The sequence below is a fragment of the Nostoc sp. C110 genome, assembly GCF_043099725.1.
Taxonomy (GTDB): Bacteria; Cyanobacteriota; Cyanobacteriia; order Cyanobacteriales; family Nostocaceae; genus Nostoc; species Nostoc muscorum_A.
This window is the reverse complement of the sequence record NZ_CP171148.1, coordinates 2,652,512-2,668,449: the sequence shown is the minus strand read 5'-3', so window position 1 is coordinate 2,668,449 and position 15,938 is coordinate 2,652,512. Positions and strand designations below refer to the sequence as shown.

The window sequence follows — 15,938 nt, the reverse complement described above, 5'->3', positions numbered from 1 at the left end:
AGCAATTTCCGGCAAGTTTTCATATTTTTTCTAGTAGTGGAAAAAATTTATTTATCTTTGAGCTTTAACAACGTCATTCGTATATATACTATTTTTTGTCGTTAATGTCATCTACTGAGTTAGTAGATTTTTAAGTTAAATTTACTGAATGTATTTCGATACGTACTTGCCTATTGTGCAACTTTTAATTTTGTCCTCCTTTGCTAATTTATGAGGGGTCTGACCCCCCACACAATCTCAATTTAAACCCTTTATTATTGTCGAGTCTCTAGAAAATACTACCATTAACTATGATGTAAAACAACTTCTAAAAATAGTAACTGCTAAAGAATAAAAAACATTCGCAGCCATAGCCTTGAGCCTATTTTCTTAATAAGTTCAATTAGATAATGGTATTTATTCTTCTGATAGTTCTTGTAAATCAAGAACTATAAATTCAATGTATCTAAATAAAATCGCTGTAAACCAATCGTGAATATTTCATGATTATCAGCTATTAATAACAGCTAGCCTATAGCACCCATATTTTATTTTTGAAAAACTCTTTCCTATTACTTCTTGCCTAACTATGCAAGTAAATATGACTACGCTACGCTGCGCGAACAAAAAACAAAGAGGATTGCTATAGTTTCAATTATTATCAATTGAATAATGTAAAATATTTGTATTAAGATGCTTTGAATAAAAATATGTATTAGTTAAATATATAAAATATTAGAAAGTATGATATTGTCAATTTTATTAAACAGTAATTTCTCTATGTCTTTATATTTTAAAAATTTATCAAGTAGAGATTATGGATGCTGTGACACTTGGGCTAAATGCTAGTAAAAACCATCAATTGCCATGAGTTTGTGATGAGTGCTTTGCTCAACAATAATACCTCGGTCTAAAACAAAGATATAGTCGGCATAGAGTAGTCTAGAGTTCTCACTACTTCAACTCTTACCATTACTGAAATTTTCCTTTGCTTCCGGAAACAGTCGGAAAATAAAATCACAAATTTAAACTCTGCTTTCTCAGATAAAGACAGGCTAATCCTGGCAACGTATATACTATAGCGGTTCTCAATTGCATCGAATACAGACCTAAGCCCCAGTCCCTTCTCCTTGAAGGGAAGGGGAGTAAGATTCAAAGCCTCTCTCCTTTTAATAAAGAGGTTTGGAGAGAGGTCATATATTGCATCCATAGACGCGTAGCGGCTACTCTTACGAGAACGCTTTCAGCGAACCCGCAGGGTATGAGAACCGTTATGATAGCTAATCAATTAATAACTAAGTAAATTCCCCAGATTGCCATTGCCCGTAAGTAGGTGCTAGCGCGGAAAGTACCAGCTGCGGTGATAGCCTCAGGGGTGCGAAATTGCAGCCCATTTTCATAAATTTGCTCGACTACAGCCTGTGTTAACCTCAACGCTTCATCTTTCATTCCCATTTGCACAAGAAAAGCCGCTAGCCCAAAGTTTATCCCAGTCCAAACTTCTAGGGGATGAGTAGCTTTAGGGTTTTCTGGTGAACCATCAGGACGAACACCATTCGCAGCACCAAACTCTCCATTGCAGAATTTCAAAAAGCACGCATCATAAACAGTTTTCAGGGCAGAAAGGGCGCGATCGCTCGGTACAATATCTGGTAAGTCCAATAGTCGGGCGTAGAATTGTCCACACAACTGATCCGCCATCACCACATCGGAACCACTTTGACTATCAAGTTGGTAATATTGCCCATTCCAAAGTTTTTCTTGGTAAATAGGAAGAGATTGTTGTAACCAAGTTTCATAGATGGATTTTTGAACCGCCAAGCCGCCAAGATCGCCAAGTTTATGAGTTAATAAAATATCGCTAATTGCGATCGCAGCCTCCAACGCCGCTAACCACAAACCACCACAATAGGCGCTGACACCCTGTAACCGCCAATCATCAAAGGTTTGGTCAGGCGCACCAGAATTTTCAGGAATCCCATCACCATCAAGGTCAAAGGTTTTCAGGTAGTCGAGGGTTTGAACGATCGCAGGCCAGCAATCTGCTAGAAATTCTACATCGTCAGCACCTGTGAGCAGAAAATCACGGTATACTTGCAAGACAAAATCACTACCCAAATCTTTCCATAAATTGCAGTCTTGATAGCTTGTGTAGTTGGTTTTCTGCCAAACGTGTTCATTTGGTGCGCCTAAATCGTGGGGTGTTGCACCGACGACTTTGCGAACTGCAATTGGGCTTTCAGCTTTGATTGTCATGTAATAGCCGATGATTCGCGGTGTATCATCACCTTGAGGAATCGCCCGTGCAAATGCCCGAATCACCGACTTCTCCAGTTCTGGAAACAGCATCAGTAGAGCAAAAGAGCCATATAATCGCACATCTAGACTTTCATACCAACGATAATCTAGGCACTCCAGCACCGCGAACTGACCGATGGGGTCAAGTTCTGTTGCTGCACTCCAGAGAGTACCGCCGCTAGTGAGGTCATAAAGCTCATTAAATAGAGCCATTTTAAACCAGTTGGGCAAATCTTCCCGGTCGAGAATGGGTTGTTGCCAAGTTTGAATTTGCGATCGCCAGGTTTGATATTCTTGGAGGGCAGTAGATGCGATCGCCCAAGCATTATTTCCACTTCTATCAAAGAAGTCTGTATATCTGCGATAATAGTTGACTCCGGCGGCAAATTCTGTAATGGGCAAATCCCAAGCGAGGACAAAGGGGATTTCGAGGGTTTCGCCTGGTTGGAGAGTAAAACGGAGTGCGATCGCAGCCCCTAACTGTTCACCTTCTCCGACTGGATTAGCATCTATATAATTGGACAAAGAACCATCTTTCGCAAAGCTTTGCCACACCTCATCACCAGTTCCTTCAGCATTCCAGCGAGTGTGGTGAAATACTTCCACTTGAGGATGCTTCAGCGTCGCAATACACCAATTTCCATCACCTTCTTGCAAAGCATCACTACCAACCCGACTTAAAAGACAGCCAAACTGTTGTGGATTTTCAACTATTTGATTATAGTTTCCTTGACTTTCGCCCCAACGTGGTTGGTATTCGTAAACCGGACTACCATCATCACGCACCCGCACTTCGGGAGATTTGAGGGCATTTGTAAACCAGCCCACCATATTTTGCCAAGTGAGCATAATGCTGAGAGTGATTGGTGCATTTGTGGGGTTGTGGGCATTCCAGAGGAATATTGCTACAGGGTAGCTAGTTTCTTGATAATTACCTGCCCAAACCGGGGAAAATTGCTCACAAGTCAACTGTGCTTGGAATACATTTTCGTACACAAACCAGCTACGTGGGTATAGGGCGTGATAATTACCCGTCCCCTCAGTACTGGGAAGCGTTGGATACCACTCCCAAGCTTTGAGAGTACCATCATCGGGCCCTTGGGTGGATAAAGCGTAGGCTTGGGTAGATGTGCCATTGGATTCAAATACACTGAATTGACAAGCGGGGACGTTTTTGAAGGTATGCTCACCGCCGTCGATGTGCCACAGGTTAAAATCTCCCCGTGAAGAACGACCGATGCAACCTGCACCAAAGCCACCTAAAGGCATACCATGCCAAGGGCCATCATCGATATTACTTGCGTAGCGGACAGTATAAGGTTTGTCCCAGCCTAAACCGATGGGACGGCTCCAAGTACAAGAGGGAATTTTCGGAGAGAGTTGATTTGTCATCGCCTAATGTTACAGCGTGCAGTTACGTCCATGAAGACTAGCGCGATGTGCGATTTTTCTCAAGGGGCACAAACAATATGCCTTCTCGATTTAGTAGTCTGGAGGCTTTGCGTAACCCAACATCCTGATATATGTTGGGTTGCGCTCCGCTCCACTTATTGCCTATTGCCTATTGCCTTATCCCGCCGATAATTATTTACGCCCACTTACTTAGTAGTATCTGGTTCAGTTTGACAAAAATATCTCGGCAAAAATCCGAAAAGTAGTAATTTCAGCTTGTAGCTCAGTATATACTTACAAAATTAATATTCACTCTAGTACAGCTGCTACCATATCAAACAAGACTTAGCAAAATACTCTTGTTTGATATGGTAGGCAAACTTCCACCACAGTGTATTATGAGTTTCAATAGGAATATAATTTTTTTGACTTCAAATTTGTCTATCTCTTAAATACGAAATCATCCGCAAAATTAGGAGCGTAATTATGCTACTAGAAACCAAAAACTATTGCCACAAATTAAGCCGCATTTTAATTTGTTCCTTGGGTAGTAGTTTGTTGATCGCGAGCAATGTGCTACCTATAAATGCTTTGGGTAAACCTCAACATTCTCAAGGCTTCATAATTGCTAAATCACCAGATGAGAGACAACCAGAAGCAGTAAAAAAAGGAATTGAGCAACTTCCTGCTTCTCAAGCATCAATATCTCCAAGGAAGAAGACATCTTCTGTTGAGTCGCCAATCCAGACTCGTCCTATATCTTCTAATACAGAAACTTCCCAGCCAACCTCGAATGCTTCAAATGATGACTCTACTTCTAGATCATCTAGACGTAGGACTTATAACTCAAATTCTAATCGTTCCAATAGTAGTGTATCTAGATCGTCTGGAGGTAGGGCTTCTAATTCAAATGGTTCCGGGAGAGTTCGCAAGCCAAGTTCTAATGTAGCTAGAAGTGGCAACCAAAATATCGATCGTCCGGCAGTTTCTGCACCTGCAACACCTACTTATAAAGAGATTAACTTTGTAGATGTCGCATTGGGTATTCTGAGTAAGAGTGACTTTCAATCTCAAGGTAGATATTTTCATTTCTATGAGTTTGAAGGTAGAGAAAATCAACTAGTTCAAATTAGGCTTGTTGGTAGTAAAGATACACGCAGATCAAATAACTTGAGTTTAAATCCTTTGTTATTTCTGCACGATCCTGATGATAATATCATCGTCAAAAAAGGCACTTTGGAAAAAAGCAGTGATGGCGATGATGCCTTCATTTTTGCGCGGTTGCCTAAGAATGGCACTTACAAAATTGCAGTTACTAGCCGAGATTCTGGTGAGATCGGTCGCTATAGTTTGGCTTTGAGGAATGACAGAGCTAGCTATACCTTAGATGAAGCAGGACAACTAAGCGCCAATAGCTCAACCTTGAAACAAAATGGAGGCGCTTACAATGTATCTAATTTCCAAGGAAGAAAAAATCAGCTTGTAAGTATTCGTGTAGATAGTGTTGATGAAGAATTTTCTCCTTACGTAGCTTTGCTAAATTCAAAAGGACAGACGATCGCTATAGATAAGGATAAAGATAAAGCTGGCACCTACAGCGCTTTAATTGACCGAGCTAGGTTGCCTGAAGATGACACTTACTATGTAGTTGTCAGTTCCAAAAATCCACAGGAACGCGGTAAATATAGATTGACTATCTTCTGATAATTTAGGTTGTATGAAAACCTCTGCCTGATTTTACTACGCAAAATATGTCCCTTTCCGAGCCGGAGAGGGACATTCTAGTAGAGGAAAGATTTTTACTGAGACAACCGCCAAATCTTAATGGTGTTGTCTTCACTACCACTGACAAGGGTTTTACTATCAGGACTGAAGGCTACAGATGTCACGGTGTTGGTATGCCCTGTTAATGTGAGAATTTCTTCTCCTGTGGCCGAATTCCAGAGTTTGATGGCGCGATCGCGGCTACCACTGGCAATAATTTTACCATCGGCACTGAAGGCTACGGTTGTGACTGTGTTGGCGTGTCCCGCCAGTGTGCGAATTTCTTTTCCTGTCAGTAGATCCCAAAGTTTAATGGTGCGATCGCGGCTAGCACTAGCTAAAATTTTCCCATCTGGGCTAATAGCTACAGCTGTTACTGTTTGATAATTTCCCTCTAGTGTGCGGATTGAGTACCCTTTTGTGAGATTCCAGATTTTGATCGTCTTGTCAAAACTACCACTAGCAAGAATCACGCTATCGGGACTGATGGCTAGCGATCGCACCCAAAATGTATGCCCTACCAATGTCCGAATTTGCTCTCCTGTGGCTAAATCCCAGATTTTGATGGTGTTGTCATCACTACCACTCACCAGAGTCTCGCTATCAGCGCTGATCGCTAGGGCCCGAACTGAGTCAGAATGCCCTGTAAGAGTGCGAATTTGTTTTCCTGTTGCTAAATTCCAAATTTTGATAGTGCTGTCATCACTGGCACTTACCAGAGTTTTCCCATCTGGGCTAATTACTAACGTATTCACCTGCTGAGAATAGGCGTTGAGTGAAGATATTTCTTTCCCGGTGGCGAGATTCCAAAGTTTGATTGTGCCATCGCCTCCACTGCTAGCAATGGTTTTACCATCAGGGCTGATGGCGACGGATAAAACCGAGTTTTCATATCCTTGGATGGTGTTAGCTAAGGAAACCCTACCCAAAGTAATCTTTGGTGGTTGACCTAAAAGCACGTCATCTTTGCCAGAGTTATTATGCTGACTCAGCCTAGAAACTAAACTGGTTTGAATCCGACGAAAATGTTTATACCAAGATTCTTGGAATCCGAACAACAGAATAAAAGCACTTACCAAAATTAAAGTTCTCAGTAAGGGATAACTTTTTGGTAAAGATGGGGCTTGAGTCGCGGGGATTTTTCCAGATGACTTCCCGGCTGGTGGTAGGGCAAGGAGTTGTTTTGGAGTTAAGTCTTTGAGAACTTCATCGGCTGACTGGTAACGTTCATGGATATCTTTTTTTAAAAGTTTGTCGATGACAAAATCCAACTCAGCATTTAATGGACTCCGCAAATATTCTCGCCAATTACTCACCCACGCGTACCCCGATTCCATCCACAATTGAAAGGGGGAAGTTCCCGTTAGCAGATGAAAGCAGGTAGCGCCTAAACCAAACAAGTCACTGGCAGGGAAAGCTTTACCATCTCTAATTTGTTCTAAGGGAGAATAACCATGTGAACCAATGGATGTGCCAGATTTGTGCTGAACTTTGGCGGTGAATTGCTTTGAGGAACCAAAATCAATCAGACTTAATCGCCCATCACTTTTATGGCGGATAATATTTTCTGGCTTGATATCCCGATGAATGACTTTGCGATCGTGGATAAATTTCAGGATAGGCAATAAATCTAGCAAAATAGATTGAATATCCCTAGCGTTATAACCCTTGCGCTGTTGCAACTCCTTTAACAAATTATCGCCATTGATAAACTGCTGCACTAAATATAGGCAGCCATCTTGCTCAAAGTAAGCTATTAAAGTTGGAATTTGGGGATGTTCCCCAAGGTCTTGTAGTCGCTGCGCTTCTTCGGCAAACAACTCCATCGCCTTTTTTTGCGACCAAGTTCCTTGAAACTTTGGAGCTAATTGCTTGATAACACAGCGTTCATTGAGTTTATCGACATCTTCTGATAGATAGGTTCTGCCAAATCCCCCCTCATCTGAAAGGACTCGGATGACACGGAAGCGATTTCTTAAAAGTGACACCAACGGGGTGCTACAACTTTGGCAAAACTTCTTTCCATTGGAATTCAGGGGATTTAGGCAATCGGGATTTAAGCAGCAGATCATGATCTGACAGGCGCGACTGCATAACAACTTAGGCTAAGTTTGCCCCGAACTGTCCCTGAAGAAAATTGACTCTCGCTTACTTGTGGTAGAAAACCCTGTTTTGGGGATTGGGGAATTACTTAATATAGTTAGCGTTTGTAAATAGTAGTCAGTCTTCCTTTTCTGTGGAAAACTACGAGAGCCATAAAATTAATTATTCTTCCGATTATATAATAATCTGAATAGAAATATTTCTCTAAACTACTACCCCTAGTAATTGTGCTTGTATATTGACAAGCACAAATTGACTAAGTATTAAGTAAAACCCTGATTAATTAACCATCACTGACGATGAAATGTAGTCGCAATGGTTACTAGATTTGTTTTTGATATTTTCAATTGCTCATGATAATTGTTAATTTGATACTTTAGGAAATAAAAGGTTATTTGAAAAGGATTTTGCTGTGATTTTAGACACATTGAGATCCCCCTAATCCCACTTTTTAATGGAGATTTATGAGGATCTACAACTATTTGATACATCACAAATAACTTTTAACTTAATTTTGCTACCTTGTTTACTTAAGTCTCGCTCTCCATTTCCGAATAGCATTAGCAGTTCTGGTAACTGGTGGCATGTAGACATCTGGAGTTTCGTTAAAGTTTTCGTATTGTGTAATACTTTTATTATTTAATTTTTGGGTAGTTAGACAGTTAGCTAAAGTAGGCAAATAGCTTTCATAACTTAAAGCTTTTATTACTTCATCGACATTCTTAAACCGATCGTCTAATGTAATCTTCACCATTTTGCCTAAAGTTTTGGCGAAACTATCGGTAATATTTACTTCTTTTTGCCAGCATATCTCACCAGTATTTGGGTGGTAATCAAATTCTAAAGGACTTTTACCAGTCAACATATAAATACAAGTTACACCCAGTGCATAAATATCACTGGCATAAACTGGGCGAAGAGAATACTGTTCTGGTGGCGCAAATCCCCTAGTTCCAATAAAGTTGGTATTTACAGCTTGATTGGTAGAGTTTTCACAAGCATCAACTACTTGCTCTTTCACTGCACCAAAATCAATCAGCACTACCCGCTTGTCATACTCACACCGCAATAAATTCTGGGGCTTAATATCCCGATGAATCACATGATGTTTATGAAGATACTGTAATACTGGTAATAATTCCTGTAAAAACTGTTTTACGGAGGCTTCACTTTTGGGCCCACCTCGCCGCACTTCTTGGGCTAAAGTCCAACCCGGTACGTATTCTTGAATTAAAAAAAACTCCTCATTCGCCTGAAAGTAGTCTAGCAGCATGGGAATTTGCGAATGACTACCAAGTTGACCTAAAGTTCTTGCTTCTTTTTCAAAACGCGCACATGCCTTTTGCCAACTTTGGGGACTAGTCACTTTCGGGCAAAGCTGTTTAATGACGCATAGAGGATGCCCAGGTAATACGGCATTTTTGGCTAAAAAAGTGATGCCAAAACCACCTTTACCTAGAACTTGCAATATTTGATAGCGATCGCGGAATAGCTTCTTGGAAGCACACATCTGACCAAGTTGAGTTTGCTGTGAAATGCTCTCTTGAGAATTCGTTATTTTCTGAGAAAAGCGATTCATTAGTATAGAATATCTGCTCTAAAATGTCTCTAATCCTACGACAAATATTCCTTAATAACAGTAATATTACTGGAACTTTGCTAAATCATCATTATTCTTCTTATGACTTACGCAAAAGTACACACAGTATCTACGGTACTCCTCTGGAGAACTCATAGTGAGAGTAGCCACTTCTCTACGAGACGCTCCGCGAATGCGTCTACATGAATCCCCCTGCATTTCTTGATAGCGATTTATGACGGTCGATATTTTGGGGTTAGTCTTGCGAGTCTTTGTTATGGCTGTTAATGTGGATAAGCGCGTTAGCCTTGCAGCAGCTAACTAGGGCTTAAATGGGCTAAATAGTCTCAAAAACAAGCAGATATATCATTTGAGAACTATCGCTCCTTTATGGCAAATTTGACGGTCAGCCTTATTCCAAAACTCCTAAATTATTTCAATCAAAATAATATTGAAAAAACATGAAAGTGAGCATAATAGTACTACAATTGTCAGGAATTTTAGATAATGTCAGAGGTAATGAACTACGTCGTCAAGTTAGTGGACTTATCACAGAAGGAGCCAATACTTTTTTGCTTGATATGAAAGAGATAAAGCTTATTGATAGCTCTGGTTTAGGTGCTTTAATCTCAGTAATGCAAATAGTGCAAAGTGCTAATGGTAAACTTTTTATCTGTTCTATCAGCGAGCAAGTCAGGATGTTGTTTCAACTTACTAAAGTAGATAGAATTTTTCAAATCTTTGCCGATCAAGAGGAATTCAATCGCCAAATATTGGCAACCTTGGAGGTGGACAAAAAGGGCTAAGATGCAGACAGAATAGTCAATATATAGAAATTCTATTTGATTGCGTGAAAAAACTCCGTACAACTCAAAAAGCCTTCTTTTGTATTGCCTATAGGACTTACGCAAATTATCTCTCAAACTCTGATTTCTCCGTGCCCTCTGTGCCTCTGCGGTTCGTTATTCTGTAACTCGTGCGTAAGTCCTAGCCTATTGCCTCTTGCCTTCCCACGCAAGTAAGTATGGCTACGCTCCCGTGAGGGATACAAAAACCAAAGCGGATTCCTATATTAGTTCTATAGGCACATAAAAATAATTAACCATAGATGAAAGATATATCCTCGTAGTGGCGTACATCTGTACGCCACTATTCATTCAAATGAGAATGGCTATAAAACCAAGGGTATTAAATTCTAAGGCACTTCAATAGGAATCAAAGCATTTTCTGGCAAGTAGTTGCAAAAACGCCCTTCATCTGCAAGCACCAAAATCAGACGCAGGGGATAATCTGGCGGAACTTGCAAATCTGCCCACGGTACTGCCAACTCTAAACAACTATTTATTGCTACTTGAGCGCGACTGAAACGGGGCTGCCATTGATAATTGTCTCCAGCTTCCCGAAACTGAATCGATTGCGTCAGTAAGTTAACTTCTAGAAGATGGTGGAAAAGATAATTAAGCGGGGCTGCATCTGGTACATCTGCCAAAGGAACTGGGCTATTAACCATTGTTTTTTCTGGGTAAAACCACAGCAAATTCAACTCTGTAGGAAAATCCTTCCCTGGTGCAACGCCACCTTTAAAGTCCAGCCGCACATAGAAATTGAGGTGATCTACACCATACCAAAGTCGCTGGATGACACTGCTATTGTGCATCGTCCCCCGCGCCCCGCCGATTTCTATGCGTCCAGCTTTGTCCCAATCTTGCTCATCACCCCTACCATCGATAACAGGATGGATAAACCCCTGTGGGGTGTGGCTTCCTTGTGCTTCGTGGATTTCCACTGGTTGCTTGAGATAAGGCGGTACAGGTTCATTTAATGCCTTGTAAATGCCAAACAAGTGTTCTCGAAATAACTGGTCAAAGATGGCATCTTGATTTGAGGAGTGTCCTGCACCAAACCACCAAAACCAGTCTGAACCCTCTGCGGCATACAATGCTTCCCATGCTTCTGGGTTGTTTTCTTCCGTTGCTTCGGGATGACTTGCGAGCATTTCTCTTGCTTCTGTCAAGTAATCCCAAGCCCGATTTTTGGCGCGATCGCCGATCCAGGTGGTGAAGCTGCCATCCACCCAAGAACCACTATGTAGTTGGCCACCGGGAATGGTGGCTGTGGCGGGGAATTCTTCGAGAAATTCGGAGACGGTGACGAGTTTGAGGTGGGGTTCATCGCTCAAACTTTGATACAAAGCTTCTAAGAAGGGTTTGCCATCTTCGGGATAAAATTCCCAGCAATTCTCCCCATCCAAGGCAATGGTAACTAGCCAAGGTTGTTCGCTTTGACTATCTCTTTGCATTTTAGCGATCGCTTGCAAATGTCCCACTAAGTCTGCTGCTGCCTTTTTTGCGGGCATCGCACTGTAGGTAAACCCAATCAAATCTGATAATCTGTGGTCACGAAACACAATTGACAAATCACCCTCTGCGGTTTGTAGCCGATAGGGTCGGTACAACAGTTCTGGTTGCTGCACATTCCCCGCCCCATCCCGATGAAAAAAGTGTTTCAGCGTCCATCCCAAGACAGCTTCATCTGAGCATATCCACTTAAATCCTTGGTTAATAATGTGTGGAAGTGTTGCCGGACTAACTGACTGTTCCGAAGGCCACAAACCACGAGGTATTTGTCCAAAGCGGTCTTTATAAAAGTTCCAAGCTTTCCGTAAGTGACGGGGAATATCTTCTTCCCACTGAAAGCGCTGCTTAGGTAGCGTCATATTGGGCACAGCTACCCGACCGGAGTTAGTATCAGCGAGTAAGGGTAAAATCGGGTGGGTGTAGGGCGTAGTGGTAATTTCTAGCTGCCCAGCCTCCTGCATTTTGCGGTGTTGGGGGATGATGCGGCTGAGGATTTCTCGTTGTTTGGAATAAATGCGCTGGCGATCGCTTAAAGTAAAATTCCGACCCTGTTTTAACCAAGTAGCAATTTCCGGGTCATCCCAAAACAGTGGATCGATCCAAGCTAAATTGTGCCAAGCTAGCAAATCACCATAATCAGGCAATTCCCAATTTGCTAAACACCAGGCTTGCCCCTTCTCCTGCCTTTGCTGATACAACTCGCTATAGCGGGGATGTGGGTCAATCAACGTATGGTGATTGGCATCAAAAAAGTGTTGGATAATGAATTCCCTCTGTTCCTGGCTGAGTTGTTCATCCGGTGTCAAGCAGGCTGTGAGGTAAGGGTCAAAAGCAGTCCCAGCAATATAATCTTCGAGTTGTAATATCAGCGATGGAACTAAATTCACCGTTTGGTGTAACTTAGGATACCGCTCTAAGAGCAATACCAAATCCAAATAATCTTTAGTCCCATGTAAACGTACCCAAGGTAGGCGGTACTGCTGACTGGGAGATAGGGCACTACCAGGAGATTTGTACAGAGGCTGATGTTGATGCCAGATAAAAGCGATGTAGAGAGGATGGGACATAGGAATAGTTAGGAGTTAAGAATGAGGAGTTAGGAGTTGATTCAAAACTCATAACTCCTAACTCCTAACTCCTAACTTTTACACCACTTGTTCAATTTCCGCAATTTCAGGAATCATTTCTTTTAGGCGGCGCTCAATACCCATTCTCAGGGTCATTGCAGAACTGGGACAAGAACCACAAGCACCTTGCAGGCGCAGCTTTACAACAGGCCCATCGAGTTCTACAAGTTCCACATTGCCGCCATCAGACATGAGATAAGGGCGCATTTCATCTAAGACTGTTTCAACGTTGTCAATTGTGAGTTCCATAGTTTTAGACCTGCTAAGTTAATGGTGGGCATTGGGAATGGGGCATGGGGCATGTGGCATGGGACATTGAATAATAATGATTCCTGTGCCAGATGCGCTATTACTCGTTAACTATTATCCAAAATCTTATTTTCCATGTTGTCTGAACAAAGTTTTCGTGTGAGCCTCCTACTTTACTTTAGCTTTTAGGTTCTGCTTTGCAGTCAGACGGAAGACAGGATTTAATTCTCCAAGTACACGTCACCGTAAAAAGGAGTCAAAAATCTATTTTTTGTAAATTTTGAGTAAAGCGGAGCAAAAGTCAACATTTAGGCGTTTGTTGTGTTCTGTTCTTCAACCCAGCCCATAATTATACAATTTTGTGGTCTAGAGACGGAATTATTTCCAATCTTCCATGCCCAATTTTGTTATTTATTGAATAATAATTACTAAGAAAATTTAAATTATAAAACTTCAAACCCAGTATTGGTAATGTTCCAGATGACCAATGACAAACTCATAACGGGCTAAATGCCCCGCTATCGCTAACAGCACTGTCTGTTGAATCGCTATCAGTAGACGAAACCATGACTGGCTGTTGATATAGTGGCACTGTAAATGTCACTGTTGAACCAAGTCCTTCACCCAGACTATAAAAATGTACCTCGCCGCCCATTGCTTCCACTAGCTTCTGAGATATTGCCAGTCCTAAACCTGTGCCACCATACTGGCGAGTGCGTGAGCCATCCACCTGAGAGAATAATTGAAACAGTTTATCTTGTTTGTCTAGGGAAACACCGATGCCTGTGTCTGCCACACGGACTCTTACCATGCCAGGAAATTGCTGGCCTTGAAGCTTCGATTTTTTGAGTACTAAATCGGCGCTGACGGTGACACCGCCTTCATGGGTAAATTTGATGGCATTACCTAGCAAATTGAGCATCACTTGGAGCAAGCGTTGGTAGTTGCTTTGGACAATGATTTCATCTGAGGTAGCAGGCATTTGCATCCGAAAGCTGAGGTTTCTCATTTCTGCTTGGGGACGCATGAAACTTTCTACATCACTAAATAGCTCATTTAGCTTCACTGGAGCGTAAGCTAGCTCCATTTTACCAGCTTCGATTTTGGCAATGTCCAAAATGTCGTTGATGATATTTAGTAGATGTATCGATAAGTTATGAGCTTCTGCCAAAAATTGGTTTTGTTCTTCTGGGTCATCTGCCATCCCTTCCAAAATCAGCTTTAAGAAGCCAATCATGCCATTGAGGGGGGTACGAATTTCATGGGATACATTAGCCAGAAACTCGCTTTTGAGACGGGAAGCTTCTTCGGCTTTTTGACGCGCTACTTCTAATTCTTCATATAAAGTAGCATGTGCGATCGCAGTTCCCAATTGATCTGCTGCTTCTTTTGCTAGCTCTAATTCCGATTCTGTTAATGTGTAGCATTCATCCTGCCAATTCAAGGCAACCAATCCATTGGCTTGGTCTTGATAGCAAGTCGCAACCACCAAAGTTTTCTGCCGCCCAGACTCTGTGCATCCAGGCACTTCCATCACAACTGGTTCTAGGGTTGTCAAAGCCTGAGCAAAGGCAGGCTCAGAAGCTACATCTATTTCTGAGCCTAGCATTGATCTGAGTTCTGGCTGGCGATACTCAGCCTTCACTTTTACTTTTGAGCTAGAGGGCTGATAAGGACAAATAATACAGCGCTCTAGCCGCAGTGCTTTTCCTAAACTGTCAACTGTTTGCTGCCAAATAATATCTAAATCCAATGTCCGACGAATATTTCTGGTAATTCGATTTACCAGTTTTTGATGTTGCTGTGAACGTAAAGCCAACTCTATTTGTGTGGGCGTTTTGGATGCCACACGCGCTTGTTTTTTGTTGAGTGTCGCTTGCACTAAGCGTCCCATAACTAAAACTGTAGTGGCAGTTGTTCCCAGACTCGGCATAATCGGACTAATCACTAAGTCCAACTCAAATAATTCCTGATGGTAGCTAAACCAACACTGAAACCTTTCTGGCACCAAACTTGTCAAAATTCGGTGCAATCGTTCCACATAATTAACCTTATCCACAGGGGCAAAGGTTTGCGTCTGGTTCAGCTCGTCAACTATTTTTTCGGTATTTAACCCCAGGAGTTCGCTGTGCTGCCAATGAAAGGTCAGATAGCGCCCTGCCCCATCTTGCGTATACACCAACTCGGCTCCTAGAGTTGGTAATGAGCCATCAGTTTTACTGGCAATAGATTCCAGATTTTGGGAAAATACATTCGGCAATTGGGAATTGGCAGTAATAGTCATTAATTGAGTTGGATAGACAAAGGATATCCGACCGTAATTTTACTAAAGCTGCTAAAATTTATACATAAATTTTTACAGCTTTTTTGCTTTTATTGGGTATTTCTTGGTGTTCTGAAATCCAGCTTGACAAACTTCACCTTTTTTAACTTGCATTAACAGATGACTGATGGCATTAATCGTTCCATTCACCGCGAGGAGGGACGGGGGTACGCACAGGGGTGCGCGTCAGTTCGTCATCTCTGAGGATTTCACCACGCAACCACTGGCGAATTGCTACCTCAATCACTTTACTTGGGTCATTGGTGAGATGCTGAATTTGCTCTAGTAACTCGGAGTCCAGGCGGACGGCAATTTCTACCTTATCGGCTCGTGTGTTTTCCGCTTCGGTAGTTTTCTCTTGCATATTCATAGGTTTGATATACTCTGAATTGGTTTTGTCTAAAGCTTTGTAAAGTAGTTATATTCATCATTTGGGCTAATTCACTGAAAAATCTTCAAGGGGACATTTACATAGTTCCCCGAAATAGCACCAAAGTAACAGCTTTAAGTTTCAAATCGCATTTTTCATATAACTGACTAGACAATGGCTCTAGAAGTTTTGCCGATAAATCAGTGATTATGAGTAATTACGGGTCGTAATTGCCCAAGATCACTACATGATCCCTACATGTACTTATTTACATTTATTGTACGCTCCTAGCTGTTGAATACTAGCAGCGACAAATAGACTTTCATAATATTCTTAAAAGTCCACCTATTTAGATCGAAAGTTAAAGATGGGGTGAAGAGAGCAGGGGAGCAGGGGG

At 41.8% G+C, this 15,938-nt stretch carries 9 protein-coding genes; 2 read left to right on the top strand and 7 right to left on the bottom strand.

What is annotated here, in order from left to right:
* Positions 1 to 1,263 precede the first annotated feature (1,263 nt).
* Positions 1,264 to 3,669 carry a GH116 family glycosyl hydrolase gene (locus tag ACFFRD_RS16965; RefSeq protein ID WP_392482444.1) on the bottom strand — a complete coding sequence of 802 codons (2,406 nt, stop codon included), beginning with the start codon at positions 3,667 to 3,669 and terminating at the stop codon, positions 1,264 to 1,266.
* Positions 3,670 to 4,155: 486 nt separating this feature from the next.
* Here ACFFRD_RS16965 and ACFFRD_RS16960 point away from each other — a divergent pair, with 486 nt between their 5' ends.
* A complete protein-coding gene (locus ACFFRD_RS16960; protein ID WP_392482443.1) occupies positions 4,156 to 5,373 on the top strand; it encodes a peptidase in 1,218 nt (405 codons plus the stop codon).
* 95 nt (positions 5,374 to 5,468) lie between these two features.
* Here the strand turns inward: ACFFRD_RS16960 and ACFFRD_RS16955 are convergent, their stop codons facing one another.
* Positions 5,469 to 7,505 carry a protein kinase gene (locus tag ACFFRD_RS16955; protein ID WP_392482442.1) on the bottom strand — a complete coding sequence of 679 codons (2,037 nt, stop codon included), beginning with the start codon at positions 7,503 to 7,505 and terminating at the stop codon, positions 5,469 to 5,471.
* A gap of 557 nt (positions 7,506 to 8,062) precedes the next feature.
* Positions 8,063 to 9,115: a protein kinase gene (locus ACFFRD_RS16950; protein ID WP_392482441.1), complete on the bottom strand. Its 1,053-nt coding sequence runs from the start codon at positions 9,113 to 9,115 to the stop codon at positions 8,063 to 8,065.
* Positions 9,116 to 9,576: 461 nt separating this feature from the next.
* Here ACFFRD_RS16950 and ACFFRD_RS16945 point away from each other — a divergent pair, with 461 nt between their 5' ends.
* The gene (locus tag ACFFRD_RS16945; protein WP_114081041.1) at positions 9,577 to 9,921 is read left to right on the top strand and encodes an STAS domain-containing protein; all 345 of its coding nucleotides are present in this window, start codon (positions 9,577 to 9,579) and stop codon (positions 9,919 to 9,921) included.
* 389 nt (positions 9,922 to 10,310) lie between these two features.
* Here ACFFRD_RS16945 and ACFFRD_RS16940 read toward each other — a convergent pair whose 3' ends face one another.
* The 4 genes from ACFFRD_RS16940 to ACFFRD_RS16925 form a co-directional block, all read right to left on the bottom strand.
* Positions 10,311 to 12,539: a glycoside hydrolase gene (locus tag ACFFRD_RS16940; RefSeq protein ID WP_392482439.1), complete on the bottom strand. Its 2,229-nt coding sequence runs from the start codon at positions 12,537 to 12,539 to the stop codon at positions 10,311 to 10,313.
* 78 nt (positions 12,540 to 12,617) lie between these two features.
* A complete protein-coding gene (locus tag ACFFRD_RS16935) occupies positions 12,618 to 12,848 on the bottom strand; it encodes a NifU family protein (protein ID WP_012408256.1) in 231 nt (76 codons plus the stop codon).
* A gap of 496 nt (positions 12,849 to 13,344) precedes the next feature.
* Entirely contained in the window at positions 13,345 to 15,132 is a 1,788-nt protein-coding gene (locus ACFFRD_RS16930; RefSeq protein WP_114081039.1) for an ATP-binding protein, read from the bottom strand.
* Positions 15,133 to 15,304: 172 nt separating this feature from the next.
* Positions 15,305 to 15,541 carry a hypothetical protein gene (locus ACFFRD_RS16925; protein ID WP_012408258.1) on the bottom strand — a complete coding sequence of 79 codons (237 nt, stop codon included), beginning with the start codon at positions 15,539 to 15,541 and terminating at the stop codon, positions 15,305 to 15,307.
* Positions 15,542 to 15,938: the final 397 nt, after the last annotated feature.

Bases quoted from the DNA above. Each gene is read 5' to 3' on its own strand.
- ACFFRD_RS16965 (WP_392482444.1), bottom strand. From the start codon at position 3,669: ATGACAAATCAACTCTCTCCGAAAATTCCCTCTTGTACTTGGAGCCGT.
- ACFFRD_RS16960 (WP_392482443.1), top strand. From the start codon at position 4,156: ATGCTACTAGAAACCAAAAACTATTGCCACAAATTAAGCCGCATTTTA.
- ACFFRD_RS16955 (WP_392482442.1), bottom strand. From the start codon at position 7,505: ATGATCTGCTGCTTAAATCCCGATTGCCTAAATCCCCTGAATTCCAAT.
- ACFFRD_RS16950 (WP_392482441.1), bottom strand. From the start codon at position 9,115: ATGAATCGCTTTTCTCAGAAAATAACGAATTCTCAAGAGAGCATTTCA.
- ACFFRD_RS16945 (WP_114081041.1), top strand. From the start codon at position 9,577: ATGAAAGTGAGCATAATAGTACTACAATTGTCAGGAATTTTAGATAAT.
- ACFFRD_RS16940 (WP_392482439.1), bottom strand. From the start codon at position 12,539: ATGTCCCATCCTCTCTACATCGCTTTTATCTGGCATCAACATCAGCCT.
- ACFFRD_RS16935 (WP_012408256.1), bottom strand. From the start codon at position 12,848: ATGGAACTCACAATTGACAACGTTGAAACAGTCTTAGATGAAATGCGC.
- ACFFRD_RS16930 (WP_114081039.1), bottom strand. From the start codon at position 15,132: ATGACTATTACTGCCAATTCCCAATTGCCGAATGTATTTTCCCAAAAT.
- ACFFRD_RS16925 (WP_012408258.1), bottom strand. From the start codon at position 15,541: ATGAATATGCAAGAGAAAACTACCGAAGCGGAAAACACACGAGCCGAT.